The organism is Streptomyces tailanensis (genome assembly GCF_008386495.1).
GTDB lineage: Bacteria > Actinomycetota > Actinomycetes > Streptomycetales > Streptomycetaceae > Streptomyces > Streptomyces tailanensis.
The window spans coordinates 1-24,811 of sequence record NZ_VTHJ01000062.1 but is presented as its reverse complement, the minus strand read 5'-3'; the positions used below and the strand labels follow the sequence as shown (position 1 = coordinate 24,811).

The 24,811-nt window shown below is 68.9% G+C and carries 16 protein-coding genes and 2 pseudogenes; 6 read left to right on the top strand and 12 right to left on the bottom strand.

Features of this window, described 5'->3' with window-relative positions:
- Together F3T56_RS36540 and F3T56_RS36535 are read left to right on the top strand one after the other, a co-directional pair.
- Complete coding sequence (locus F3T56_RS36540; protein ID WP_149829681.1) at window positions 1-855, top strand: hypothetical protein; 855 nt, start codon at window positions 1-3, stop codon at window positions 853-855.
- 1 nt (window position 856) lies between these two features.
- Window positions 857-1,354, top strand: coding sequence for a hypothetical protein (locus F3T56_RS36535; RefSeq protein WP_149829680.1), 498 nt, complete (start codon window positions 857-859; stop codon window positions 1,352-1,354).
- Window positions 1,355-1,550: 196 nt separating this feature from the next.
- Here F3T56_RS36535 and F3T56_RS48595 read toward each other — a convergent pair.
- From F3T56_RS48595 to F3T56_RS46575, 7 genes and pseudogenes are all read right to left on the bottom strand, one after another.
- Window positions 1,551-1,751: pseudogene (locus tag F3T56_RS48595) on the bottom strand (FAD-dependent oxidoreductase); the annotation flags it as partial.
- A 159-nt stretch (window positions 1,752-1,910) separates the two neighbouring features.
- On the bottom strand, window positions 1,911-2,045 hold the full coding sequence (locus tag F3T56_RS49495; RefSeq protein ID WP_281291946.1) for a hypothetical protein: 135 nt from the start codon (window positions 2,043-2,045) through the stop codon (window positions 1,911-1,913).
- A 95-nt stretch (window positions 2,046-2,140) separates the two neighbouring features.
- Complete coding sequence (locus F3T56_RS36525; RefSeq protein WP_149829679.1) at window positions 2,141-2,569, bottom strand: ankyrin repeat domain-containing protein; 429 nt, start codon at window positions 2,567-2,569, stop codon at window positions 2,141-2,143.
- A gap of 152 nt (window positions 2,570-2,721) precedes the next feature.
- Window positions 2,722-8,874, bottom strand: a complete 6,153-nt coding sequence (locus F3T56_RS36520; protein WP_149829677.1) for a DNRLRE domain-containing protein — start codon at window positions 8,872-8,874, stop codon at window positions 2,722-2,724.
- A gap of 894 nt (window positions 8,875-9,768) precedes the next feature.
- Window positions 9,769-10,374, bottom strand: coding sequence for a hypothetical protein (locus F3T56_RS36515; protein ID WP_216373048.1), 606 nt, complete (start codon window positions 10,372-10,374; stop codon window positions 9,769-9,771).
- Window positions 10,375-10,479: 105 nt separating this feature from the next.
- Window positions 10,480-10,869, bottom strand: coding sequence for a class I SAM-dependent methyltransferase (locus F3T56_RS47180; RefSeq protein WP_246204261.1), 390 nt, complete (start codon window positions 10,867-10,869; stop codon window positions 10,480-10,482).
- Between the two features lie 80 nt (window positions 10,870-10,949).
- Window positions 10,950-11,060: pseudogene (locus tag F3T56_RS46575) on the bottom strand (IS5/IS1182 family transposase); the annotation flags it as partial.
- Window positions 11,061-11,206: 146 nt separating this feature from the next.
- On the opposite strand from F3T56_RS46575, the gene F3T56_RS36505 reads away from it, so the two are divergent.
- From F3T56_RS36505 to F3T56_RS36485, 4 genes are all read left to right on the top strand, one after another.
- Window positions 11,207-12,421: a site-specific integrase gene (locus F3T56_RS36505; RefSeq protein ID WP_216373047.1), complete on the top strand. Its 1,215-nt coding sequence runs from the start codon at window positions 11,207-11,209 to the stop codon at window positions 12,419-12,421.
- A complete protein-coding gene (locus F3T56_RS36500) occupies window positions 12,418-13,347 on the top strand; it encodes a tyrosine-type recombinase/integrase (protein WP_149829676.1) in 930 nt (309 codons plus the stop codon). Before F3T56_RS36505 ends, F3T56_RS36500 begins: the two co-directional genes overlap by 4 nt.
- Complete coding sequence (locus F3T56_RS36495) at window positions 13,344-14,333, top strand: tyrosine-type recombinase/integrase (RefSeq protein ID WP_149829675.1); 990 nt, start codon at window positions 13,344-13,346, stop codon at window positions 14,331-14,333. Before F3T56_RS36500 ends, F3T56_RS36495 begins: the two co-directional genes overlap by 4 nt.
- Window positions 14,334-14,527: 194 nt before the next feature.
- Complete coding sequence (locus F3T56_RS36485) at window positions 14,528-14,950, top strand: hypothetical protein (RefSeq protein WP_149829674.1); 423 nt, start codon at window positions 14,528-14,530, stop codon at window positions 14,948-14,950.
- A 147-nt stretch (window positions 14,951-15,097) separates the two neighbouring features.
- Here F3T56_RS36485 and F3T56_RS36480 read toward each other — a convergent pair whose 3' ends face one another.
- Genes F3T56_RS36480 through F3T56_RS36460 form a run of 5 tightly spaced genes read right to left on the bottom strand, consistent with a single transcriptional unit; the run spans window position 15,098 to window position 24,803 of the window.
- Window positions 15,098-16,066: a GNAT family N-acetyltransferase gene (locus F3T56_RS36480; protein ID WP_246204256.1), complete on the bottom strand. Its 969-nt coding sequence runs from the start codon at window positions 16,064-16,066 to the stop codon at window positions 15,098-15,100.
- Between the two features lie 4 nt (window positions 16,067-16,070).
- A complete protein-coding gene (locus F3T56_RS36475) occupies window positions 16,071-16,718 on the bottom strand; it encodes a Pr6Pr family membrane protein (RefSeq protein ID WP_149829671.1) in 648 nt (215 codons plus the stop codon).
- A complete protein-coding gene (locus tag F3T56_RS36470; protein WP_149829669.1) occupies window positions 16,715-16,933 on the bottom strand; it encodes an MbtH family protein in 219 nt (72 codons plus the stop codon). Before F3T56_RS36470 ends, F3T56_RS36475 begins: the two co-directional genes overlap by 4 nt.
- A complete protein-coding gene (locus F3T56_RS36465; RefSeq protein WP_172639311.1) occupies window positions 16,930-17,856 on the bottom strand; it encodes a TauD/TfdA family dioxygenase in 927 nt (308 codons plus the stop codon). Before F3T56_RS36465 ends, F3T56_RS36470 begins: the two co-directional genes overlap by 4 nt.
- A 59-nt stretch (window positions 17,857-17,915) precedes the next feature.
- On the bottom strand, window positions 17,916-24,803 hold the full coding sequence (locus F3T56_RS36460; RefSeq protein ID WP_281291945.1) for a non-ribosomal peptide synthetase: 6,888 nt from the start codon (window positions 24,801-24,803) through the stop codon (window positions 17,916-17,918).
- Window positions 24,804-24,811 lie beyond the last annotated feature (8 nt).

The window sequence follows — 24,811 nt, the reverse complement described above, 5'->3', positions numbered from 1 at the left end:
GTGGCCGCCGCCCATGACGCGGTCGTTCTGGCCATCGACCTCCTGGACCCCCGCCGGCCCAGTAAGCACGTCTTCGGCCGCACCGCCATGGCGAAACGCTGCCGTTCCCTGCGCGAGTGGGTCAACGGCCCCGAGGGACGGCGACTGGGCCTCGAACCGATTCCCGACGACCAGATCAACATGCGCATCACCCGGCGTACCCTGGCCATGGCGCTCGCACACCGCCCCGGCGGACTACTGGCTGCCAAGATCCATCTCAAGCACGTCTCCATCGTCACCACCGAGGGCTACGCCGCGAGCCCCGGCGGTTCCCAGGCCAAGTTCATGGTCGAAGTCAGCGCGGAGGAGCAGGTCCGCAACAAGGATCTGATATTGGCGGCGTTCCGCGACTTCCAGAACGGAATCCGTCCCGCCGGACCCGGCGCCCGCGACCTGATCGCCCACTTCGAATCCGTGGACGATAAGCTCCGCGAACTGCAGGCATCGTCTCCTGGCGTCCGCCCAGGGGACGAGGAGGTGATTCAGCTGCTGGCCCGCCGGGCGAAGACGCTGCACCTGGGAATCGCGAACTACTGCTGGTTCGCCGATCCCTCCAGAGCGCTGTGTCTGCTCCTGGCCGGCACGCCGAAAGCGGACAAGCCGCTGGTCGGCATGTGCGACTCGGCCCGCTGCCCACAGGCCACCCACCACAGCCGACACCGGCCGGTATGGGCCACCAGTGCGGAGAACAAGAAGGTGTTCATCGGCAAGATCGGACGCGGGCAGAAGGACGAGAAGGCCCGCCTGCAGAAGGAACTCGACCGCGACCTGCGGGTGCTGGCCGAGATCGACGCCGCAACTGGAACGGCAGCATGACATGGGACGTATCAGCGAGGACACCCGAGCCCGCAACGAAGAGGCGATCCGAGCCGCGATGAACCGGCTGCTGCGTGGCGACCTGCCGCCCGGCGGCAAATGCGACCTTCGGACCCTGGCGAGCGAGGCCGGGGTGCCCCGCACAGCCTTCTACGCCAAGAAGAACCGCGACGGCACCGCCCGGCCAGGGCCCTATCAGCACCTGGCCCAGGAGTTCGAACGACGCCTGACCGCCGTGGGCGACGCCGGGATGATCCCCGACCCCCGGGCCGCGCAGATCGAGCGGGTCAAGGAGGCCAACGCCGCTCTCAAGTCCCGACTGGATCAACGCGATGCCGAGCTGGAGGCGCTCAAGGACTTCAAGCGCCGCGCCCTCTCCCAGATCGCCGCCCAGCACCTGGAGATCGAGCGTCTACGGGAACAAGCCGCAGCCATCGGCAACGTCCGCAGGCTCCCATCGAGCAGATCGGGAACGGCACCGTACGGGTCGTGCAGCTGAAGCTGTGAAGGTGTGGCGGGCTGTCTACCGCTGGCCGCCGGACCAGGTCAGGAAGCGTGCGTTGACCACGGTCGTGGTGGTGTTGATCTCGACTTTCCCGGCCTGTTCCATGGCTTCGAGCTGGGCGGCGGAGATCTCGGGGGTCCTCGGCGGGCAGCAGCCGCCCGGCGCGCTGGATGAGGGTCAGCCGGGAGCTGAAGCGGGCGAGCATCTGATCGAACTCGCAGCCTATGCAGCCGCCGCCCACCACGATGAGGTGCCCGAGCAGCTCGGTGAGGTCCAGTTGGGTGCGCGAAGTGTCGTGTGGGGTGGTGTCGAGGCCGTCTATGACCAGGCGGGCGGTGCGCATCCCCGGCACCAGGAAGATCTTGTCGGCCTCAAGTGGCGTGCCGCCCACGGTGAGCCGCCGCGGCGCGGTTAAGCGGTTTTCGGTATGGAAGAAGTCCAAGTCCTGGACCCGGTCGACCGCCTTGTCCTGAGCCGGAGAGGATGCCCTCGACGATGGCGTTCTTGTGGGCGACGACGGCGGCCAGGTCCAGGGTGGGGACGCTGGTGGTCACGCCGAACTCGGCGGCACGGCGACCAGGTGGGTCACTGCGGCGGAGGCGATCATCGTCTTGGAGGCGATGCAGCCGCGGTTGAGGCAGGTGCCGCCGAGTTTCTCCGTCTCCTTGTGACGGGCTGGGTCCATGACCTGCGGTGCGCGGACCTCCGATTGAAAACTACTGTCTGCGCGGCCTGCTGTGTGACCGGTTGAACTGCGGTCTTACCGCCTGACAGCGGTCGTCAGGAAGGGCTGTCAGCCTGTCCGCCTGCTGCAAGGAGGAGTGCGACTGTTTCGGCATGGTGGCCGTCCTTAGCCCACTCAAGGGGAGAGCGGCCCTTGCCGCCGTCCTCTCGGAGATCAGGGGTGGCACCGTGTGCGAGGAGCAGACGTACCACGTCGGTGTGGCCCCAAGCGGCGGCCGCACACAGGGGGGTGCCTTCCGTTTCGTCACCGCTTTCAACGTCAGGGGAGGCTCCCGCGTCCAGCAGGTACTTGACGATCTCTGTGGCTCCTCTGACCGCAGCCGCGTACAGCGGTGTGGTGCCATCGGAATTTTCGACATTGGGGTCGACGCCTGCTCGAACCAGCGCTTGCACAACGCCGACCCCCTCGAACTCTGCTGCCTCGACCAGCCTTCTTGACAGTTTCTTCTGTCTCCGTCTGTTCACGGCGGCAAGCATAGTTGGTGTCTGATGCCTCTAGACCGGTTGTTCGCGCGGTAGTTGGCCATGGAGGCGGTGCCGGTAAAGGGAAGGGAAGCCACCACATGAGCGGCCACCCCTCCCCTTTACGGGAACTTCACATCATGCTTCGTGTCGGGTCACGGCCCGCATCCACACCAGCTGCCGTATGTCCCACGCCATACATAGCTGTAGAACATGACACCGCCGGTCCAACGGTTCATGCGGCGCATCCAGTCAGGAGGGTTACGTGTGTGGATCACCCTTGGCTTGTAGTCGGCATCCCACCACTGCAGGAAACTGCTCTTGGTGCAGTCGCCAACAATCCGGCAGTGCTTGGTGCGGCAGCCTCGTGGTGCCTGGCTGGAAGCGTCCTTCTTCGCCGCTTTACTTGCCTTGTCCAGGGTCTTTCCTGAACCCGCGCCCCAGACAAATCCGGTGCATTTAGGGTCACTGCCGACCAGGGCGCACTTGGCCTTGCACGCCCATTTCTGGCCGTCGAGGTCGTACTGGCTGATCGGGTCACCGGGATATCCGTAGAGGTTCGCGCCACCCCCGACGATCGGGTCGACCGAAAGGAAGCGTCCGGTGTCCGGGTTGTATACCCGGACACCCATCAGGGTGAGACCGGTGAGTGTCTCACCTGAGCGCTGCTTTCCGCCCAGCCAGCCGTAGCGGACGTCCTGCTGGCCGGGCCTCGGGCTGCCGTTCTCGTCACTGTCGAGCGCGAGCGGAGCCGCGCCGCTGTCCAGCGGGAGAAGGAGGGCAACGTCCCCATGGATGTTCGTGAGCTGGAGGACGCGGTCGCCGGTCTTGCTCGTTGTCGCGGTCAGTTCGCCGCTTGCCGTGGATACGTTACGAGTCACCGCTCCGGTGGAGGTGTCCTCGACGATCCAGCGAGGGCTGTCGGACTCGCTGCAGTAGTGGTTCAGCTTTGTCTGCACCGTGGTCCACGTGCTGCCGCTGCCGGTCTCCACTGTCCAGGACCGGAAGCGCTGTGCCGCGTCGAGGGCCCAGGTCTGACGCTCGCCGTTCGCGGTCTGCCGGTAGATGAGGTCGTTGACGTAGAAGCTGAACGTGCCGTCACCGGGCACCGCCGTGGATCGCCCGAACGCGTCGTATGTGTAGCCGGTATCGACGAGTCTGTCTGCGCTGTCGTAGGTGTAATTGGTGGTGGTGCCTCCGCTGGTGGGGCAGTCGGCGCCCGGCGTACCGGTCGCGGTGGTCAGGGACTTGCGGTTGGTGCGGGCGTCGAAGGTGTACGCGCGGCGGGTGCAGATCGTCTCGGAGGTGTCCTCGACGGTGGTGAGACGTCCGACTGCATCGTATCGGTAGGTCTGGTCGGACCAGCCGGCATGCCGGGAGACCTGGCCTTGAGCCGTTGTGGCCACCGTGTCCGCGTAGACGACGGTGCTGTCGCTGTCCCGGGTGTAGGTGCGGTTGACGGTCGCACCCGTCGCGTCGTCGGTCACCGTGAGCGTGTAACCGCCGGGCATCTTCTCGCTGGTAACCGAGCCGTCCGCGTCGTACGTCGCCTGGAAGGCACCGGCGACCGAGTCTGTCGTGGTCGTGGCCAGGCCCCGCGGCTCAGCGGAGTGATCGTACGTGTAGGTGACTGTTGACGGGACCGAGTCACTCACCTTGACCGGGCGGTTGAGTATGTCGTACTCGGTCGTGGTCTTGCCGTTGTCGGCGTCTGTGTAGGAGACCAGACGGCCGAGTTTGTCGTACTGCTTGGTGATGGTCCCGGCAGTGGGCGACACGGTCTTGACCGCGCGGCCGCTGGCGGTGTCGTACTCGGTGGTGCTCTCCGGCAGAGCTTGTCCCGTGCCGCCGCTCGTCTTCACCGTGGTGACGCGGCCGGCCCCGTCGTAGGACGTGGTGGTGGTCCGGGTCACCCCGTTCGCGGTGTCAGTGACCTTGGCCGGGTTTCCCCACCAGTCGTATTCCGTCGTGCTGGCCGGCATCTGAGTGGGGTTGGATCCGCCGCCAGTGATCGCACCCCCTGGGCTGGTGGTGCACACCTGGTCGGCCCACTCGGGGCGTCCCTGGCACGTTCCGGTTCCGGTTGCCGCCCAGTAGGTGATCACCTGGGTCGTGGCGTCGGTCCCGGCGGCGCCGGGCTGAATCTTCTTGGTGACGCGACCTTGTGTGTCGTATTCCGTCGTGGTGGTCAGGGCCAGTCCGGCTGGGTCCTGGATGGACTTCACGGGAAGACCCTTGGCCCAGTCGTACGTGGTCTCGGTGATCCGTGCCTCCCCTTGGACACCGGGGTGCTCGCGCACCTCCAGACCCGAGGAGACCTTGGTGACCTGGTCCTTGATCTTGGCTGTGCCGTCCGTGGGGCGACCTTCGTCGTACGTGGTCAGCGTCCAGGAGCGCCCGGTCACCGAAGTCCCGGAGGGAACAAGAGTGGTCGTGCCGGACTTGAGGTCGGAAGTGAGATCCACCCGGTGCAGGGGGCCGAACTCTTCCAGTTCTCGGGTCCCGGTGCCGTTGTACACCCACCGGTCGGAGAGCAACTCGGCGCGCTCTGCGCTGGTCAGCTGACCTATGCCCAACTCGGCCTGCTGCTCCCGGTCGGCCGCGGTCAGTCCGAGGGCGATTGCCCGGTTGGCGGCGGAGAGCTGGCGGACGGTGTTGCCGTGCTGGTCGTGCTCGGTGGTTGTGGTGTGCCCGCCCGGTACGACAAAGTTGACCTCGCGTCCGGAGGCGCCCAGATAGTGGATGCTGGCGCGCCGATAGTCGGTGGCCGTAAGTCCGCCACCGGCATGGGAGGCTGGCTTCACATCGGCGAGGAAGATCGCGGTTGCGTCGGTCGGCGTATCGGTCTGTCCCCATGACCTGACGTTGGAGGAGCCCATCGCGTAGGGGGCTGCCGTGCCGGTCAGCGGCACGTCGTACACGAGGCTGGTGACGGCCTCACCGGCCACCACGTCGAGGGTGCCTTGCTGCAGGGCGGGCCGGGAGACGGTGAGGAGCATGCCGTCGGCAGCCGCCGAGCTGCCACCCGCTTTGCCGTAGGTGAAGTTCCACGGCAGATCGCCAGGCTGTGTGAGCCGGGTGACCCGACCAGAGCTGTCGTAGGTGTAGCTCGTCTTCAGAGCGGGACTGATCTGCGGGTTCCAAGCCTCCCGCAGCCTGCCGAGGTCGTCGTAGGCATAGGTCTGCGCGACCTTGGAGGTGGCGTTCGACGCGCCGGGTTCCGTTGCCCAGAGCCGGATCTCCTTGACCTGTCCGCTGTAGTCGCCGAACGCGCTGTCGGTGGCGGTGGTGTTCGTTGCGTAGACGAACTCAAGGACACGGCACCCCTTCGTGGCCGGATCCGACGAACAGGAGGCCGAGGCGACACCGGAATTCGGAGCGATGACCCGCTTGGGGCGGGCGAGTGTCTTGCCGCCCGAGGTGACGGTCTCGGACACGACGGTCGTGCTGTTGCCCGCGAGGCCGAGAGGCTCGGTCTTCGACACCTGCCATGTCGTGGCGCTCGCCTCGGGCTTGGTGAAGGTGGTTTTGATCCCCTCGGTGTCGGCCAGCGTGAAGCTGCCGCTCACATTGCCCGTCAGCGTGAGGGACTCCGAGCCCGGCTCTGGGATCCAGCCGTCCTTCGCGGCGTTGGCGGTGAAGTGGATGCTGTCACCGTCTGCCGAGACCACGTCTACGGCCGTGTCGGACACCTTGCGCAGGTAGGTGGAGTTCGACTCCGTGAGCTGCGCGACCGTGCCAGACACCCATTCCTTGCCGAAGATGGCAGCCTGGCCCTCTTCCTCGGCACCCTTGTTGGGAGTCCTGGATGAGGCAGTGCGCGAAACAGAGAGCGCGAACGCGGAAACGTCCGTCTCGGAAATGGTGTAGTCACCGGTGAGCAGGTTGACCAAGCCCGGGCCAAGCCGCTCTGTGGCGGCCCCCTCGGCATTGCGGTCGACAACTGCGGTGAGTGGCTCGGTGCTGCCCGAGGCGCTGTTCGGTCCCGCGAAGTCGGCCTTGATCTGCACCGTGCCGTCGGGGTCGACGGTGTCGGTGGTGTTCCAGACCAGGGCTGAGTTCTTGCCGTTGGTGAGGGCGACCGGCCACGCGGTGAGCGCGTTGCCACCCGAAGTGACGTCTCCGACGGGGATCTTGACCCAGGCGTCGGCCTCGGAGCGGCGCCAGGAGAACGAGACGCTGTCGTACTTGCTCGCGTCGGCCTCGGCGACCAGGGACAGGCGGCGCGCGGTGCGCTCGCCGTCAGAGGGCTGGACGAAGCCACCCGGCCCGGCGTGGAAGGTGTACTCGATCGCCTCGGACTTGTTGTCCGCCTTGTCGACCGCGCGCACCTGCAGGGTGTGGGTGCCGTCCTGCGGCGGGGTGATGGAGATGGCCTTGTCGGCGCTGGAGCCGCCGGTGGCGACCTTGGTCCAGGTCACGCCGTCCAGGGACCACTCCAGCCAGTTGTGGTCGGCGGCGGGCGGGGTGACGGTGAAGGTGCCGGCCTGGCCCGCGCCCTTGACCCAGGCGGTCGAGGGATAGTCCGTGGAGACGATCTTTGTCGGGGCGGAGGGGGCGCTGGTGTCGACGGTGAAGGTCTTCCAGGCCGACCAGCCGTTGTTGTAGTGCGTGCCGTCGTATGGTGACGTGCGGAACCTGTACGTCTTGCCATTGGCCAGCACGCCGGACGGGACGGTCACCGAGGCGACCTGCCCGGAGGGTACGTACTTCGACACGATCACGTCGCCGACCTGTGTGTTGGTGGCGTTGTCGTAGATCTGGAAGGTGCCGTTGACCTTGTCACCGTCGGCGTCGACGAAGGTGTCGCGCAGCGTGGGCATGGTGGTGTTGACCGTGTAGGCGCCGCTGTAGGAGAAGTACGGCGGGCCGGCCTCCTGCTTGGTGCCGGTGCGCGGCCGGTAGTTGTAGTTGACGACCAGCTTCGGCGGGTTGGCAGCGGCGTTCGCGGAGTTCACCCGCTTCCACTGCGCCACCACGGACTCGCTGGAGGCACGCAAGCCCATGTGGCCGCGGGTGGCCTTGGCGGAGGCCCACTCCTGCACCAGCGTGCTCACGTCGGCGTTGATCCAGCCGTCCGGCTGCGCGGTGCACGCGGCGTTGCCGCGAGTCTCGGTAGAGGTGGCCTCCTTCGCCGTCCACGACGGCTGCGCCGTCCAGCGCGACGACGTCGAGGCCGCGCCGGTCGACCACACCTCCCACGGGTAGAGCGCACAGTCGGTGTTGTTACCCGAGTGGAAGTTCCACAGCGACAGCTTGGCGTCCAGCACCAGCGCGTCCTGGATCGGCGTGGTGTTCCAGGAAATAAAGGAACGCGCGGTGCGCGGAGTGCCATCGGCGTTGGTCGTGCCCGGGTTGCCCAGATCCAGCTCGGTGTCGGTGGACCAGTCGACGGTCTCACCCTGCTGCACATAGGTGTCGAAGACGTTCGACAACGAGGAGGTGGAAGGGTCGACGGTGACCGGGTACTGGGTGTCGGGGTCGGCGAGGAACTTCGCGTCCGGGGTGACGACGAGGTCGACGGTGGAGCCCTTCTGAACGACCTTCAGACCGACCTTAGCCCGGTTCGTGTGCTCGCCGGACCGCTTGTCGACGGTGGCGTCCCACATCACCGGCGCGGGCATTACGGCCCGCTTCTTGTTCTTCTTGTCGGTGAACAGCACGCTGCCGTCGGCGAGCTGCTTCGCCTTCAGGCCCTTGACCTTAAGCGGCAGCGTATAGGAGTAGCTGCCCGTGGCCGGGCGCTGCTTGATCTCGACGAACTGCTCGAAACCGGTACGCGTGGCCTCGATAACCACATCCGCGCCGGGCACGGCATTGACGTACTCCGCGCGCGTGCCGTCCAGCTTCGGCTGCGGCAGACCACCCTTCCACTGCAGCGTGATCTGCTGATCGCCCTCGCCGAGCGTCACCAGATCGGTGGCCTTGGCCTCACGCGCGGCCTTCAACGACTTGGCCGGCGTGCCCGTCTTGCCCGCGAGCCGCAACCCTTCTGGGTGCGCGACTGGCTCAACTCCCGACCCTGACTCGCGCAGGTCCACATCGACATCGACCCACTTGCCGTCCCGCTCGAAGCGAATCGGGCCTGCCGCAAATTCGCTTGTGAGGCTGCCGTCCTTGTTCACCCACGTCGTCGACGTCTCGGTGCGCTCGGAGAGCGCCTCAACCCTCTTGCCGGAAAGCCTTGCCGCGACTCGGGCAGAAGGTATGTCGGCTGCCTGGGTCGCTGTCGCCTTCTTCGGCGCGTCCGCTGTTTCAAGCGGCGCTGTTGCAACGGAACTTGTGGCGTCGAGCAGGGTGATGGCCATGGCCAAGGCGACACCGCCCGCTGTCCAGCGGACGTTCCCCCCGAGCCAAGGCCGCCCGCGCCATCGTGGCGCGGGTCTGTGAACCGTCATGATTCTTCGACCTCTCGCATTTTCATCGACATCACGCCCGTGATGCCAATGTGAAGATATGCGTCGGGTAAAGATCGAAAACGGTGACAAGATTACAGAAGGTGGACAGGGGGCAACTTGCCACTATAGTGATCTGCGTCACTCTGATGGATCAATTGATGTGAAAAAGCTGGGTGTTCACCTTGGTGGTGCTGGATATTCGGCCACCGATGACTGGAAAGTTCAGGCAGAGCACGCTTCCGAACTCGTTCTGTGTGCAGACGGATACGCGCAATGCTCCATCGGCATGGCCTCGCGTGCAGGGAACGTTGGGGTGTGCTCCCGGGCACAGGCTTCGCCGAATACGGTACCCTTCGACCCGCGCTCCCCGGACCAACGCGTGCGAGCCCCCGGTAGGGGTCAGTCGCTCCATTGGCCGATGACCCACCCTTCTGGGAGCGATCAACGGGACCTCTACACCTCGTCGGGTCGACCGATGGGAGAGTGCATGGCTCCTGTCATCCCGGTTGGTCGACTGATCCACTCCATGTGATGTCGATCACAATCCCGAGGGTGGAAAGGAACACGATGAGTCGCCACAACGCGACAGGCGCTTCGAACTCCGCCCCCACGTAATGCGACACGAACTGCGTGGGACACGGTCCCTGCCGATACAACCATCGCCACAGCCGATGTCGAGCGCGGGCCGGCCTCGGCCGGCACCGAGGAAGCGGCGGGTCAGCTCCTGTTCCTCGGGGCCAAGGCCGCGATAGCGGCGCCCCGAAGTCCACAGCGGGTCCCAGTAATCGGCCGGTTTGGTGATCGTCATGGGCTGGCGGGCTCCTCGGTCGGGGTCAGGGAGACAGGGGCGGCGGGGCCGAGCGCGCGGACGGGCGAGTTCCACAGCACGAGGAACGGGACGGCCAGGGCCGCGGTAATGAGGGTGAGGGTGGGGCGCAGGCCGAGCAGGCTGCCCAGAGCGCCGGCGGCGAGCGCGGCGAACGGGCGCAGGCTGAAGGCGAGCCAGGCTCCGGTGGCCTGGGCCCGTCCTTGGAGGTGGTCGGGGGCGAGTTCCTGGCGGACGGCGCGCTGGAGCCCGCCGTGGCACACGGCGGCACCGGTTTGGATGACCATGCCGACGCCGATGGCGGACTGCCCGCCGAGCCCGGGGCCGGCGACGACCAGGGGAATCTGGGCGACGGGGTTGAGGGCGAGCGCGCCGAGCATCACCTTGCCCGGACCCCAACGTCGCTCCAGGGGCTGCCAGACGAGAGCTCCGAGGATGCCGCCAACTCCGCCGGCGCCCATGACGATCCCGAGGGCGGTCGGGCTCCAGTGCAGTTCGCGCAGGAGGTTTGTTTCCGCAGAGACCGTGTCCCCCGCAGGTGGTGTCGCTTTACAGCCGGGCTGCTGATTCGGCCTGTGTCGCATTCGCGCAGCTCAGCGTGTCGCTTTCTCCGGGCTGGCAGGTGACGAAGCCCACTCTAGCGAGCGGTCTCGTGCTGGGGGTCGGGACAACGAACTTGATCCTGCCGTCTACTTCGACCTCGAGTCTCGGGATGCTGTTCCCAGTATGTGGAAGGAGACGGGAGTCCGTGCTTCAGGGAAGAGGAAGCGGTCGAGGTGCTCGATGGTGAATCCCGCCCGTGTGATGGCTTCTTGAGTGTCGCGGCCGGTGTGACACCCGCCGACGAGGAGCGGCCAGACGGTGGCGTCCAGCAGGCGCTGAACTCGGATGAGGCCGGAGGTATCGGCGCGGATGTGTTCCAGGAAACGGAGTTGTCCGCCCGGTCTGAGTACGCGGAGGGCTTCGTCGAGGGCCACGTTGGGATCGGGGACCGTGCAAAGCACGAACGAGAACACCACGGCATCGAAGCTCTTACCGGGAACGGAAAGCCTTTCAGCACTGTCATCGACGACATGGATCGGAACGGGCGCCTGCTGCGCGGCTGCTTCAGCGAGTCGCCTCAGAGGGCGTTTGATATACGCGTATTGCCCTGTATGCCCTAGTAGGTTCCTCGCCAGGTTGGCGTGGTCTCGTCCGTTATGCGTTTGGCGAGGTTGTCGATCGAGGCGATGTGGATCATGGCTTCGGAACTGGCAGTGAGGGTCTCGTACTATTCCGAGCTTCGCGTTACCCCGATCTGACACAGACCGTGCAGGTAGAGCCAGTAAGCAAGCGTAGATCGATCGGAATAACGCAGGGGTCGCGTTCGGCGGCTCGGCCTGCCTGACTGGTGGAAGCCCAGTTGGGAGGGCGGTCATGTATGAGCGTGATCCGTCGCGAGTGGTGGTGGTCGGGCCGCTGGCTCTGTACGCGGCCAGCGTGTGCACCACGGTGCTGCGCCAGGGCTACACCCACAAGTCGGCTTGTGAACTGATGCAGCTTACGGCCCACTTGAGCCGCTGGATGGGCGCCCGCGGTCTGGAACCGGCAGCCCTGACAGACCAGGTGATCGGGGAGTTCCTCGCCGAGCGTCGGCACAACTACCACAAGAGGACGACCCCGCGTGCCGTCATGCCGTTGCTCGCCTGTCTGCGAGCGTCCGGGGTGGTGCCGGAGGCGCCGGTGCCCGTCGACGACAGCGAGGTGGGGGTGCTGCTGACCGAGTACCGGCAGTACCTGCGGGACGAGCGCGGGCTGGCCGAGGTGTCCATCCGCCGCTACCTGCCGCCGGTGCGGGCGTTCTTGTCCACCGTGCCCCCGCCGCTGGCGCAGGGCCTGGCCGATCTGAGGGCTGAGGAGGTCGTCCGCTTCGTCATGGAAGGGGCCCAGCGCCGCAGCACCGCTGACGCCAAGAAGATGGTCACCGGCTTGCGGTCGCTGCTGCGGTTCTTGTTCGTCACGGGCCGGATCAGCAGGCCGCTGGCCGATGCGGTGCCCACGGTGGCGAACCGGAAGCTCGCCGCCTTGCCCGGCCGTCTGACAGCCGGTGAGGTGAACTCGCTGCTGTCCGGCTGCGACCGGAGTACTCCCGCCGGGCGGCGCGACTTCGCCATTCTGACCGTTCTCGCCCGGCTCGGACTGCGTGCCTGCGAGGTCGCCGCCATCGAGATCAGCGACATCGACTGGCGGTCTGGGGTGCTGGCGGTCCGGGGCAAGGGCGGACTCGCTGACCGTCTCCCGTTGCCGGCCGACGTCGGCGAGGCCCTGGCCGACTACCTGCTGCACGGCCGCCCTCCCGGCTGCTCGACCGGCCGCCTGTTCCTCACCGAACGCGCTCCGCGCCGGCCTGTCGCCCCCAGTGGCGTCCGTGCTCTCGTTGCCCGTGGCTGCAAGCGGGCCGGTCTGCCGCGGTTTGCCGCCCATCGGCTGCGGCACACGGTGGCCAGCGACCTGCTGGCTGCCGGGGCACCGTTGCCCGAGATCGGCCAGGTCCTGCGGCACCGCTCTCAGTTGTCCACGGCGATCTACGCCAAGGTCGACCGAGTACGGCTGCGGGAACTGGCCCGGCCCTGGCCCGGGGCGACGGCATGACCAGCCTGCGGGAATGCGCGGAGGACTACCTGGCGATGCGGCGGAACCTTGGGTTCACGCTGGAGGGCCACGGCAGGGTGCTCATGGACTTCGTCGGCTACCTCGAAGGCGCCGGTGCCGCCACCGTGACCACCGACCTGGCGGTCGCCTGGGCCACGCGAACCGCGCCTGGAGCGAACCCGGCCCGCTGGAACGCGCGGCTCACAGTGGCGCGGATCTTCGCCCGGCACCTGCATACCCTTGACCCGGCCACCGAGATCCCACCCGCGGACCTGATGCCGCTGCGCTACCGCCGTATCGCCCCGCACCTGTTCACCCCGGACGAGATCGCCGCGCTGATGGCGGCCGCCGCCTCTCTGCGCCACCCGCTGCAGGCACTCAACTACACCACCTTGATCGGCCTGCTGGCCGTCACCGGCATGCGGGTCGGCGAAGCCTGCGGTCTCGACCACACCGACATCAACTGGGACGCCGGAGTGCTCACTATCCGCGCGGGGAAACTCGGCAAAGCCCGCGAGGTTCCCGTGCACCCCAGCACCGTTCAGGCCCTGCACGACTTTGACCAGCGGCGAGACCGGCTGCAACCCGCAGTGACGACACCGGCGTTCTTCGTCAACACCCGAGGAGACCGGCTCGCCGCCCGCCGCGTCCCCGAAATGTTCGCCCGGCTCCGCGACACCGCCGGGATCCGGCCCGCGGCGGGCGGACGCAAACCCCGCATCCATGACCTGCGACATACCTTCTGCCTGGCGACGATGCTCGACTGGTACCGCGCCGGCGCGGACGTCCAGGCCCAACTTCCCGTGCTGTCGACCTACTTGGGTCACGTCGATCCGGTCTCGACCTACTGGTATCTCCAAGCGGCCCCCGAACTGCTCACCCTGGCCGCAGGCCGACTCGACGCCTTCCTCGGAGACCTCCCATGAGTTCACTCGCACCCCTACTCCAGGGCTTCTTCACCGACCGGCTCGCCCACCAACGCCAGGCCAGCGAGCACACCGTTGTCGCCTACCGCGACACCATCCGGCTGCTGCTCCGCTATGCGAGCCAGCAGACCGGCAAACAGCCCGCCGGCCTCGACCTCGGCGACCTCGGCGCCACACTGATCGGCGCGTTCCTGCGGCATCTGGAGAACGGCCGGGGCAACGGCACCACCACCCGCAACGCGCGTCTGGCCGCGATCCACTCGCTGTTCCGATACGCCGCCTTCCGGGTCCCCGAGCACTCCGCCCTGATCCAGCAGGTGCTGGCCATTCCCTCCAAACGCACCGAGCGGCGCGACGTCTGCTACCTCACCCGGGACGAAATCGAGGCACTGCTCACCGCACCCGACCTCAACACCTGGTGGGGGCGCCGCGATCACGCCCTCTTGCACCTGGCCGTCCAGACCGGCCTGCGCGTTTGCGAACTCACCGGCGTCCAACTCCAGGACATCTACCTGGGACGCGGCCCGCGCGTCCTCTGCCACGGCAAGGGCCGCAAGGACCGCGCCACCCCGCTCACCCCCCACACCGTCACCGTCCTGCGCGGCTGGCTCGCCGAACGCGGCGGAAACCCTGCCGACCCGCTGTTCTGCTCCCGCCGCGGCAGCCGCCTCAGCCCGGACGCCGTCGCCCGTCTCGTCGCCAAGCACACCGACACCGCAGCCGCGGCCCGCGCCTCCCTCCGCACCAAGAACGTCACGCCGCACACCCTCCGGCACACCGCGGCCATGTCGTTGCTACACGCCGGGGCCGACACCTCCGTCATCGCCCTGTGGCTCGGTCACGAGTCGCAGGAAACCTCGATGATCTACCTCCACGCGGACATGACGCTCAAGGAACGTGCCCTCGCCCGGACCACACCACCCGACAGCAAACCGGGCCGCTACACCGCCCCCGACCCCGTCCTCGCCTTCCTCAACAGCCTCTGACCCCGCCCGTTATACCGAGCACCAGTGACATGCGACTCCGCTGACCTGCACGGTCTGTGTCAGCTCGGGATAACGCGAAGCTCGGAATAGTACGAGCACATGCCCCGCAGTTCGGAGTCGCGGGTGTACTGGGCGATGACCGCGGTGATAGTGCGCCGGCTGACCGGGGCGACCACGCCGGCCTGGCGCACCGCATGACCGGCGGGGAGCTGACGCTCGGGGCGGTGCTGGCGCGGCTGGAGGAGCGGGAACGAGAGATCAGCGCACAGGCCGGGGCGACGAAAGAGCAGATCGCGCAGCTGACCGCACAGCTCAACGAACTCCACCGGGCCGCCGAGGAAGTCCGGATCACCCGCAAGACACTGCTGGAGCTGCCCGATCCGCAACCGTCCGCGCCGCCGGCACCGAAACTGCCGGACCATCCGGCCTACCAGCAGATCATGGCCGTGTTCACCACGGCCGACCATCCACTGCGGGCGCGGCAGGTCTGCGAGGCGATGGACCTGACGGTCGCACCCAACAACATCAACAACATCCGCCTGAAGCTCAAGCGGCTGACCGACCGCGGAATCCCGGCCGAGACCGAGCAGGGCCTGTTCACCCAGCCCCGGCCGTAGCCGTCCGGCACCACCACGACCTGCCCGCCCACTCTGGACGAAACGAAGAAGCAGGCATCAAGTCTCATGCCGCCCTCTGAGGTCGGGCACGTGCACGGTGATCGTCGGTCCGCATGGTGGTCTGTCCTATCTGCCTCGTGTGGCCGGTCATTCGCCGTCGAACGGCTTGCGGTAGCGCCCGAACTCTGCGACGCGGCGGAACCCGGCGCTCTGGTACAGCTCGTAGGAGCGGTAGGGGTTGGCCGATCCGGTGAACAGCCGCACGCCGCGCTCGCCGTGCCGGGCCAGCGCGTGCAGGCCGCAGAGAAGGAGGGCCCTGCCCAGCCCGCGGCGCCGTCGGTCCTTGCGAACGCTCAGTTCGCGCACCTCGCTGACGCCGCTGCCCTCCGGTCCCGCCACGCAGAGCGCCGCGCCCACCACCTCGGGGCCGCACCAGGCGACCTGCCAGTGCGCGGGCTCGGCGCGCCGGGCGAACGCCTCGAAGTCCCAGCCCCCGACGTTGCCGGTGTCGGCGTACGCTTCCCTGATCATCTCCCACACCGCGTGGTAGTGGGACTCGTCAGCGGGCCGTAGCTCGGCGCCGTCGGGCAGAGCACCGGGCAGTGGCGGGAGGTCGTCAAGATCTGCCCGCTCGAACTCGGTGACGCCGAACACGCGCCGGTACCCCAGGTCCTTGAGCAGCGCCACGGCCGCCGGCTCGACGTCCGCGGCGTTGGCCGCGAAGCAGGCGCGGTCACCGGTGCCGTGCGCGCCGACGAGCGCGGCGATCCGGTCCTCCGCCCACCGGACCATGGCGGTGCCGGCGCCCCGGCCCCGCAGCGCGGGCAGCAGCCAGCCCCGGTGCAGGTAGACCTCGGTGCCGTCCTGGTCCCGCCACGACGTGATGACGGCGTAACCGGCAACGGATCCGGCCTGCTCGACAACTATCTGGTCCCGGTGCGGATCGCCGGGCGCAGCCGCCGCGTCGGCTACCTCCCGGGCGGTGGGGAGCGGTTCGGCCACCGACCGGGGGTCGATGCCGCTGCCGTTCCGGCACGCCAGCCGCACGCGGAGGATGTGCGGATGGTCGTCCTCCCCCCGGTAGGGGCGGAAAAGGAATCCGGGGATCTCTGACACCGATTCACTGTGGTCCGGCATATTCGCTCTCAGGTCTGTACGCGATACCAGCGTCGCCGGCTCTTTTCATCCGGCCGGCGGCCAGCACTACGTATCCAAGTGCCGTGAATCCGGCGATAAAGGCCGCGATGTAGAAGATCAGGCCGTCAACACCTACGGTGTCCGGATTCAGGAAATAGTAAGGATAACGGTCGGTGATGGCTCCGCGTATCAGCACGGCCGTCAGATAGCCGACGAGATAGGCAAGCCAGGTCACCGGATACCAGGTGCGGCGTGGCGCGCCGTTCATTCCCGTAGCGACCCAGTCGACAAGAACTGCGGACGGTACGGCGACGTGCGCCAGCGTGTCGCCGAGCCCGTACGAATCCCAGCCGTCGGCGAGAAGCAGGCTGTACACGATTCCGGTGATGAGGATGTACAGCGTGACCGCGCCACGCAGGAATATCACGTGCTCCTGCCGCCGCCCGTCGCTCGGGACCGGCCGCAGCGCGAGCCAGAGAAAGCACAGCGCCACCAGGGCGTTGCTCTGCTGTGTGAAGGACATGAGGCTGTCCCCCACGGTCGCGTACGCGGTGGTGTTGATGGCCAATCCGGCGATCGCCGCGGCCGCGACCGTGGTGCGCCATGCCCTCGTCTGCCGGCTCGCGGTCATTCGCTCCGCTTCTCCATCTCGCGTATCAGGCTGGCCGGCCGCATGTCGGTCCAGTGCTTCTCCACGTAGGCGAGGCAGTCCTCCCGCCCGGCGGCGCCGTGAGCGGATGTCCAGCCGAGGGGGATATCGGCGAACGCGGGCCACAGGGCGTGCTGGTTCTCGTCATTCACCACGACGAAGAACTTACCGTTCGGGTCGTCAAAGGGATTGGTCATGGCGCGGTCCTTTCTGGTGCGGCCATACCGACAATGATCTGGCGGGGAGGTTGATATGGAGAGCGGCCGTGAGCGGTCAGCATGTTGTCGAGAAGCAGTACGTCTCCTTGCTTCCACGGGAATTCGATCCGCTCGGCGTCATAGGCGGCCCGCAGTTCGTTCATGACTTCGGGCTCGATGTGGCGACCGTCGCCATAGTAGGTATTGTTCGGCAGACCGTCCATACCTACTGAATCAATCAGACGCGAGGACAGTTCCTGCCCGAGCGTGGAGACATGAAAGAACGTGATGTGGTTGAACCACACTGGTTCTCCCGTCAGCGGATGGCGGGCCACGGCGGGCCTTTTCTGCCGCGTGCGCAACCGGCCTTCCCCGGTCCATTCGTAGGCGATGTCGTTCGCCTCGCAGTACCGCTTCACCTCCAATGGATCCTGGGTCTGGAACGCCTCCTGCCAACTGAGCCCGAAACCGTTTCCGAAGGCGCGGGCGTACACATAGCCCAGCTCCGCGAAACGGTCCCGGACGGGCTCGGATATCCGGTCGTGGACCCGGCGGCAATCGGCAAGGGGTGTGGCGCCGCCGGACCGGGCGGGCTGGAGGCAGCAGAAGCAGATATACCGAGGCCAGGACAGGTTGTACGACTGCTCGTTGTGGAGGTAGATCGGCTCCTCCGGCGGGTGGTCCGTCGAGGTGTAGACGTTGCGGTGGACGGCGTGCCGGGGGGAGCTTCGTTCCACGTAGTCGAGCGGATCACCGCACACGTGGGCGATGAGCTCCTCGAAGGTCTCGGCCGAGACGTCAGCGAATCCGCGCAGCAGCACGGCGCCGTGCCGGGTGAGCCGGGCACGCAGCGCGTCGCCGCGCGCGGCGGCCCAGCTGACGAGTCCCAGCGGCGCCGTGGCCGGTCTGATCGCCAGGGGCATCAGCCGACGGCCGAACAGCGGCCGTTCGACAACCTCGGGTCCCAGTTCTGGCTGGCTCGTCATGGCGCGTCCTCCGTCTCGTCCGTTTCTTCTGGTCCGTCAGCTCCGGCTGCCGCGTCGCCCCCCTCGGGCGCGCGTACCGGGATGCGGCGCGCCGTCCGCAGCCGCAGCGCGCTGGCGGCCTCACGGCCCCTGCCCTCGTGCTCGCGCTGCCGCTCGCGCTCCGCGTCCAACTCCGCGACGAGGCCGGAAAGCCTTGTGCCGGGTGTCTCGGTGACTCGGGCCAGCACCACGCGCAGCTGCTCCAGGAGCAACCGGACCGCCGAGGCGGGGAGCAGGTCCGTGTCGTACTCGGCGGACAGGCGCAGCCCAGGACCGTCCTCGACGACGCGGATGTTCAGGTCGAGCTGCGAGGTGCCACGGTTCACCTCGAACGGTTCGAGGCCCAGGCCAGGGAGATCGAGCCGCTGCTCCGGCACGTTGTGCATCACAAGCTTGACCTGGACGACCGGCGCGTGGTCCGGGCTGCGCCGGGGCCGGATGGCGCTCACCAGCCGTTCGAAGGGCAGGTCCCGGTGGTCGTAGGCGGTGAGCGTCGCGGCACGCACACGGCCCAGCAGTTCGCGGAACGGAGGATCGCCCGAGAGATCGGCCCGCAGGGGAAGCTGATTGATGAAGAACCCCATCAGGTCCTCCAGCGCCTCCTCGTCGCGGCCCGCCACGTCGGTGCCGACGATCAGGTCCTCGTGGCCGGTGCGGTGGTGCAGCACGACGGTGAAGGCGGCCAGCAGGCACATGAACAGCGTGGCGCCCGACCCGGTGGCCAGCCCTCTGACCGCGGCGGTCAGCGGCGCGGTCAGCTCGACCGTCTCCGTGGCGCCACGGCCGCGCCGCGCGCCCCGTGTCCGGCGGGGAGCCAGGTCGAGGAGCAGGGGCGCGCCCCGAAGCTGCTGTCGCCAGTGGTCCTCCAGCCGCGCGAGTGCCTCGCCGTCCAGCTCAGCCCGCTGCCAGGCCGCGTAGTCGGCGTACTGAAGGGGAAGCTCCGGCAGCGGTGACGGCGCGCCCGAGACGAACGCCCCGTACAGCGCGGTCAGCTCGCGTATCAGCACCCGCATCGACCAGGCGTCGCTCACGATGTGGTGGGTCGTCAGCAGGGCGACATGGTGGTCCTCTCCCAGCCTGATCAGCGTGGCCCGGAGCAGCGGTCCTTGTTCCAGGTCGAACGGCTCGCGCACGGCCGCGCCTACCGTCGCGGTCAGCGTGTTGTGGTCCGTTCCGGCGCTCAGGTCGATCCGTTCGAGCCGCAGCGGCGCATGCGGCTGGACGAACTGCGCGGGCTCGCCGTCGCGGATCCGGAACCTGGTGCGCAGTGCCTCGTGCCGCCGCGCGATCTCCGACAGCGCGCGTTCCAGGGCGTCCGCGTCGAGCGCTCCCCGCATCCGGACGGCCGCGTGCAGGTGGTAGGCGGCACTCGTGGCGTCCACTTGGTGGAGGTACCACAGCCGCTGTTGCGCGAAGGACAGCGGCCGGCCCTGCCCCTCCGCGGGGGCCGCCGCCTTCGTCAGCGGCGTACGTGAGCCGCGGGCCCCGGCGCGTAGCGCGGACACCCGCCGCGCCAGCTGGGCCACGGTCGGGTAGGTGAACACCTCCCGCACCGTGAGCTCGACGCCCCACGTGGCGCGGGCGCGGGCCAGCAGCTGCATGGCGCTGACGGAGCTGCCACCCAGCTGGAAGAAGTCGTCGTGCACGCCCACACCCTCGCGGCGCAGTACGGTCGCCCAGTCGGCGCGGATCGCTTCTTCGACCGGGTTCCTGGGCGTCTGCCCGGCCTCCTTCCCGGCACCGGCACCGGGTCCTGCGCCCGCCTCGGCCGCCAGGACACGCCTGTCCACCTTCCCCGTGGCCGTCAGCGGCATCCGGTCCCGAGCTACCATGTGGAGGGCCACCCCGCCCGGCAGCCGTTCCCGGGCGAACCGGGCCACGGCACCGAGTCGCTCGCCGGCACGCATGACCACGCAGACGGTAAGCCGCGGGCCGCCGTCAGCTTGGACTGCCACCACGGCCGCCTGCCGCACGCTGGGGTGGCGCAGCAGAACCGCCTCGATTTCCGCCGGCTCGACACGGATGCCACTGATCTGGATCTGGTCGTCGGCCCTGCCGAGCAGCTCGATCTCCCCTCCTGTCCGATAGCGCCCGAGGTCGCCCGTGCGGTAGAGGCGCTCGCCGGTGCCGAACGGGCTGGGGACGAACCGCTCGGCGGTCAGGCCGGGCGCTTCCACGTACCCGCGCGCCATGCCCGCGCCCGCCACGTAGACCTCCGCGACGGCGCCCACGGGGGCGGGCTGGAAGGTGGCGTCGAGAAGGTAGACGCGCGTGCCGTCGATCGGCCGGCCCGCGGGTACCCGGCCGCCGCGGCGGCCGGAGCGCGGCAGCTCGTGGTGGGTGGTGTCCCACGCCTCGGTCGAGCCGTAGATGTTCACGAGCCTCCGCCCCGGCAGCCGCTCCTCGAACCGGTCCACCAGGCCCGCCGGGACGGCTTCGCCGCTGACCATCCACAGCCGCAGCAACGGCAGTTCGCGCCCCAGGGACTCAGTGTGCTCCAGGAAATCGCCGTGCTCCAGCAGGACGCCCAGCAGCGTCGGTACGAGCAGGATCCGCGTGACGCCGTGCTCGGCGAGCAGCGCGACCAGCCGCTCCGGGTCGTGGACCGCCTCCTTGGGGACCAGCACGGCGGGCACCCCGGCCAGCAGCGGGCCGAGCGACTCCGCCAGCGCGTCCACGAAGCCGATCGGTGTCTTCTGGCAGCCGGTCTCGCCGGGCGCGAACGGGTAGGCGCGCCACGACCAGGCGAGCCGGTTGTGAAGCTGCCGATGCGGCAGAGCGACTGTCTTCGGCTTGCCGCTCGATCCCGACGTGGTGATCAGGCAGGCGAGATGTTCCGGGTGGATCGCGAGCCCCGGGTTCTCGGAAGGAAACCGCTCGATGGCCGCTGCCTCGCTGTCCAGCCGGACGACGAGGACGCGCTCCGGCGGGGGGTCGGGGACCAGGTCCCGCCGGGTCACGAGCACGGCGGGCGTGGCCCGCGCCAGGAGGACGGCCCGGCGCTCCGCGGGCGTGGCCGGGTCGATCGGCAGATAGGCGGCACCAGCCTTGAGGACGGCGAGCATAGCGGTCGTCAGGTCGAACGACCGCTCCAGGCATACGGCGACGGGCGCCTCGGGGGTGACACCGCGGTCGAGCAGGAAGGCGGCCAGCCGGTTGGCGCGGCGGTTCAGCTCCGCGTAGGTCAGCCGCTCCCCGCCCTGGATGAGGGCGGTGCTGTCCGGTTCGAGGCGCACTCGCTCCTCGAACAGCTCGGGGATGGACCTGCCGTCCTCGCCCACTCCGGCGCCAGTGTTGTTCCACGTGCGCACGACGAGATCCCGGTCGGTGCCCGACAGCGCCTGGTGGGCCTCGTGCCGCTGCTCGGGCTCCGCCGCCATCGCGGCCAGCACGCCGGCGTAGTGGCCGGCGATTCCGTCGATCTGCCGGGCTCCGATCCGGGCGGGGTCGTACTGGAGGTCCAGCCGCATGCGGGAAGTCCGGGGATCCACGCTGAACTCGGCGAAGAGCGCGAAGGTGGTGCTGTTCGCCACCGAGGCGCCGCGCAGTTCCAGGCCCTCGACGTCCCGCAGCAGTTCGTAGACATGGAAGTGGACGTAGTTGAAGCCGGTGTCCAGGTAGGCGGCGTCGTGCCCGGCGTCCGCGCGCGCCACCGGGTAGCGCCGGAACGGCAGGCCCTCGCGCTCTTCCTCGAACGTCTGCCTGACCAGGTCTGTCCAGGTGCCGGGCCGCAGCGTCATGGTCTGCGGGACGACGTTGAGGAACTGGCCCAGCACACGCTCGCCGTCGAGCTCCTCCAGGCGGCCGTTGACGACCAGCCCGGTGGCCGCGCGTGACCCGCCGGTGAGGAGGACGAGCACCCTGAGGTGCGCGGCGAGCAGCACGCTCTTGAGCGGCACGGCCGCGCGCGCCGCGAGGTCCCGCAGCCCCCGCTCGACCTCCTCAGGAACGGCCACCTCGCGGCGCGGGGTGGCGTCCTGGCCGGCCGCGGTGGGCTCACCGCCGTCATCGTCCTCGTCCCCGGGCTGCCATGCGGGCAGCCGCCCGGCGGGCTCGGCGAGCCGCTTCGCCCAGTAGCGGCGCTGGTCCTCCGACGCCGTGGCCGCCAGTTCCGCGCGCACGAAGTCCCGGTACAGGCTGGCAGGCGGTTCGTGCCTGGTCTCCCGGTCCGCGAGCGCGGCGGCGTAGTCGTGGAGCAGTTCGCTCAGCAGGGACGCGTTGCTCCAGCCGTCCAGGATCAGCGCCGAGGTGCTCAGCGACAGCTGGAAACTGACGTCGGTCCAGCGGCAGATGTGGACCAGGAACAGGGGCGCCGCCGCGAGGTCGGGCTTCCGGCGCAGCTCCCGCTCGGTCCACTCGGCGAGCCAGGCGTCCTTCTCCTCGAGCGGCAGGCCGCGCAGATCGGCGACCTCCAGGGGGACGGCCACCTCCGCGTGAACGAGTTGGAGCGGGTCGGTGTAGCCGCCGATGTCGAAGGAGGTCCGCAGCAGGGGGTGGCGCGCGCACATACCGGAGAGCACCGCGGCCAGCCGGCCGTGGTCGAACCGGCCGCGCAGGTGCAGGCTGATCACCTGCCGATAGAGGGCCTGGTCGGCGGCGAACTCCGTGTCGAAGAGCATGCCCGCCTGCATGGCCGACAGCGGGTAGGCGTCCCGCACCGTGCTGGGGAGCCGTTCCCGGTCCGCCGGGGGGATCAGCTCGAACGACCGGCTCGCGTGCCTTCCCGTTCTCGCAGCTGTGGCGGCGCCCGCCAGCTCACGTACCGTCTGGTGGGCGAAGACCTGCCGTACTGAGAGGTCGAGGCCCAGTTCGCGGGCGCGGGAGACGACCTTGATGCTGAGGATCGAGTCGCCGCCGAGCGAGAAGAAGCTGTCGTCGATCCCGACCCGGTCCACGCCCAGCAGGCTCGCCCACAGCTCGGCCAGCGCGTGCTCGGTCTCCGTGACGGGGGCGGCGAACGCGCCGATCTCCGGGCGCTCATTGCCGGGTTCTGGGAGGCGGCGGCGGTCCACCTTGCCGTTGGCCGTGAGCGGCAGTGCGTCGAGGAAGAGGAACAACGCCGGCACCATGTGCTCCGGCAGGTCGCCCCGCAGGTGGGCCCGGAGCTCGGGCAGCGAGGGGCGTGGCTCGCTGGTCACCAGGTACGCGACCAGGCGCAGCGGCCCGCGGCCGTGCTGGTGGGCGGTGACGACGGCGGACCTGACCGCGGGGTGGCCGCCCAGCGCCGTCTCGATCTCGGCGGGCTCGATCCGGAACCCGCGGATCTGGACCTGGTTGTCCACCCGGTCGAGGTAGTCGATGCTGCCGTCGAGCAGGTACCGGGCCCGGTCGCCGGTCCGGTACATGCGGGCACCCGGCTCGGCGGCGAACGGGTCGGGGACGAACCGCTCGGCGGTGGTCGCGGGCCGACCGGCGTAGCCCCTGGTGACGCACTCCCCTCCGATGTACAGCTCGCCCGGCACGCCCACCGGCACCGGGCACAGGTGGTCGTCGAGCAGGCGGATCGTGGCCCCGGCCATGGGGCGGCCGATCGGAACACGCGGCGTGTCGTCCTCGGGGTGGCACCGCCACCATGTGACGTCGATCGACGCTTCGGTCGGCCCGTAGACGTTGTCCAGCCGGGCGCCGAGCCGTTCCAGGAACCGCCGCTCCAAGGTGCGCGGCAGCCGCTCGCCGCCGGAGAGCACCAGGCGCAGGCTGGTGCAGTCGGTGGCGGCGGGCTCGGCGAGGAAGGGTTCGAGCATCGAGGGCACGAACCGCAGCCGCGTGACCCGCTCCGCCCGCACGACGTCCACCAGGTATGACGGATCGCGGTGGCCGCCGGGCGCCGCGACGACCACACGGCCGCCGCACAGAAGGGGCAGGAAGACCTCCTCGATGGAGGTGTCCACGCTGACCGGCGTCTTGAACAGCACCCGGTCGCTCTCGTCGAGCCGGTACAGGTCGCGCAGCCACAGCAGGCGGTTGAGCATCCCGCGGTGGGTGCCCATCACGCCCTTCGGGGCGCCGGTCGAGCCCGAGGTGTGGATGACGTAGGCCAGCGAGTCGCCGGTGACGGCGGTGGGCGGCGGGTCCTGGGCAGTCTCGCCCTCGCCGGGGGGAGCCAGCACCGTCATGCCGTCGGCCGCGCCGCCGGGCAGCAGGCCGGGCGTGGTGACCAGCAGACGCGCCCCGGCCCCCCGCAGCATCCGCCGCAGCCGCTCCGGCGGATGGTCCGGCTCGACCGGTACGTACGCCGCACCGGCTTTGAGGATGCCGAGCAAGGTGACGACGAGTTCCGGCGAGCGGTCGAGCGCGACTCCCACGGGCGTCTCCGGCCCAGCGCCGTGGGCTCGCAGGCGGTAGGCAAAGGCGTTGGCGCGCTCGGTCACCTCGCGGTAGGTGACCAGCCCGCCGTTGCCACTGAGGGCCACGGCGCCGGGGGTGCTCCTGGCCCGCTCGTCGATCAGCTCGTGCACCGGGCGCCCAGCGGCCAGCGGGTGTGGCGCGCCCCCGTCGCCCGGCGGGACACCGCCGGGCCGCTGGGCGCCGTCCAGGCCAATCCGCCACAGCGGGGCGCCTGGGTCGGCGACGGCCTGCTCCAGGAAGGCCAAGAAGCCGTCGGTGAGCCGTCCGATGGTGGCCTCGTCGAACAGATCGGTGGCGTACTCGGCCCAGCAGGTCAGCTTCGACTCGTCGAAGAACATGAAGGACAGATCGAACTTGGCCGTGCCGTTGTGGGCGTCGTACGCCTCCATCGTGAGGTCCGGGGTGGCGAGCGTGGCGGCGGGGACGTTCTGGAGGACGAGCATGGCCTGGAAGAGGGGGGTGTAGCTCAGGTCCCTCTCGGGCCGCAGCTCCTCCACCAGGCGCT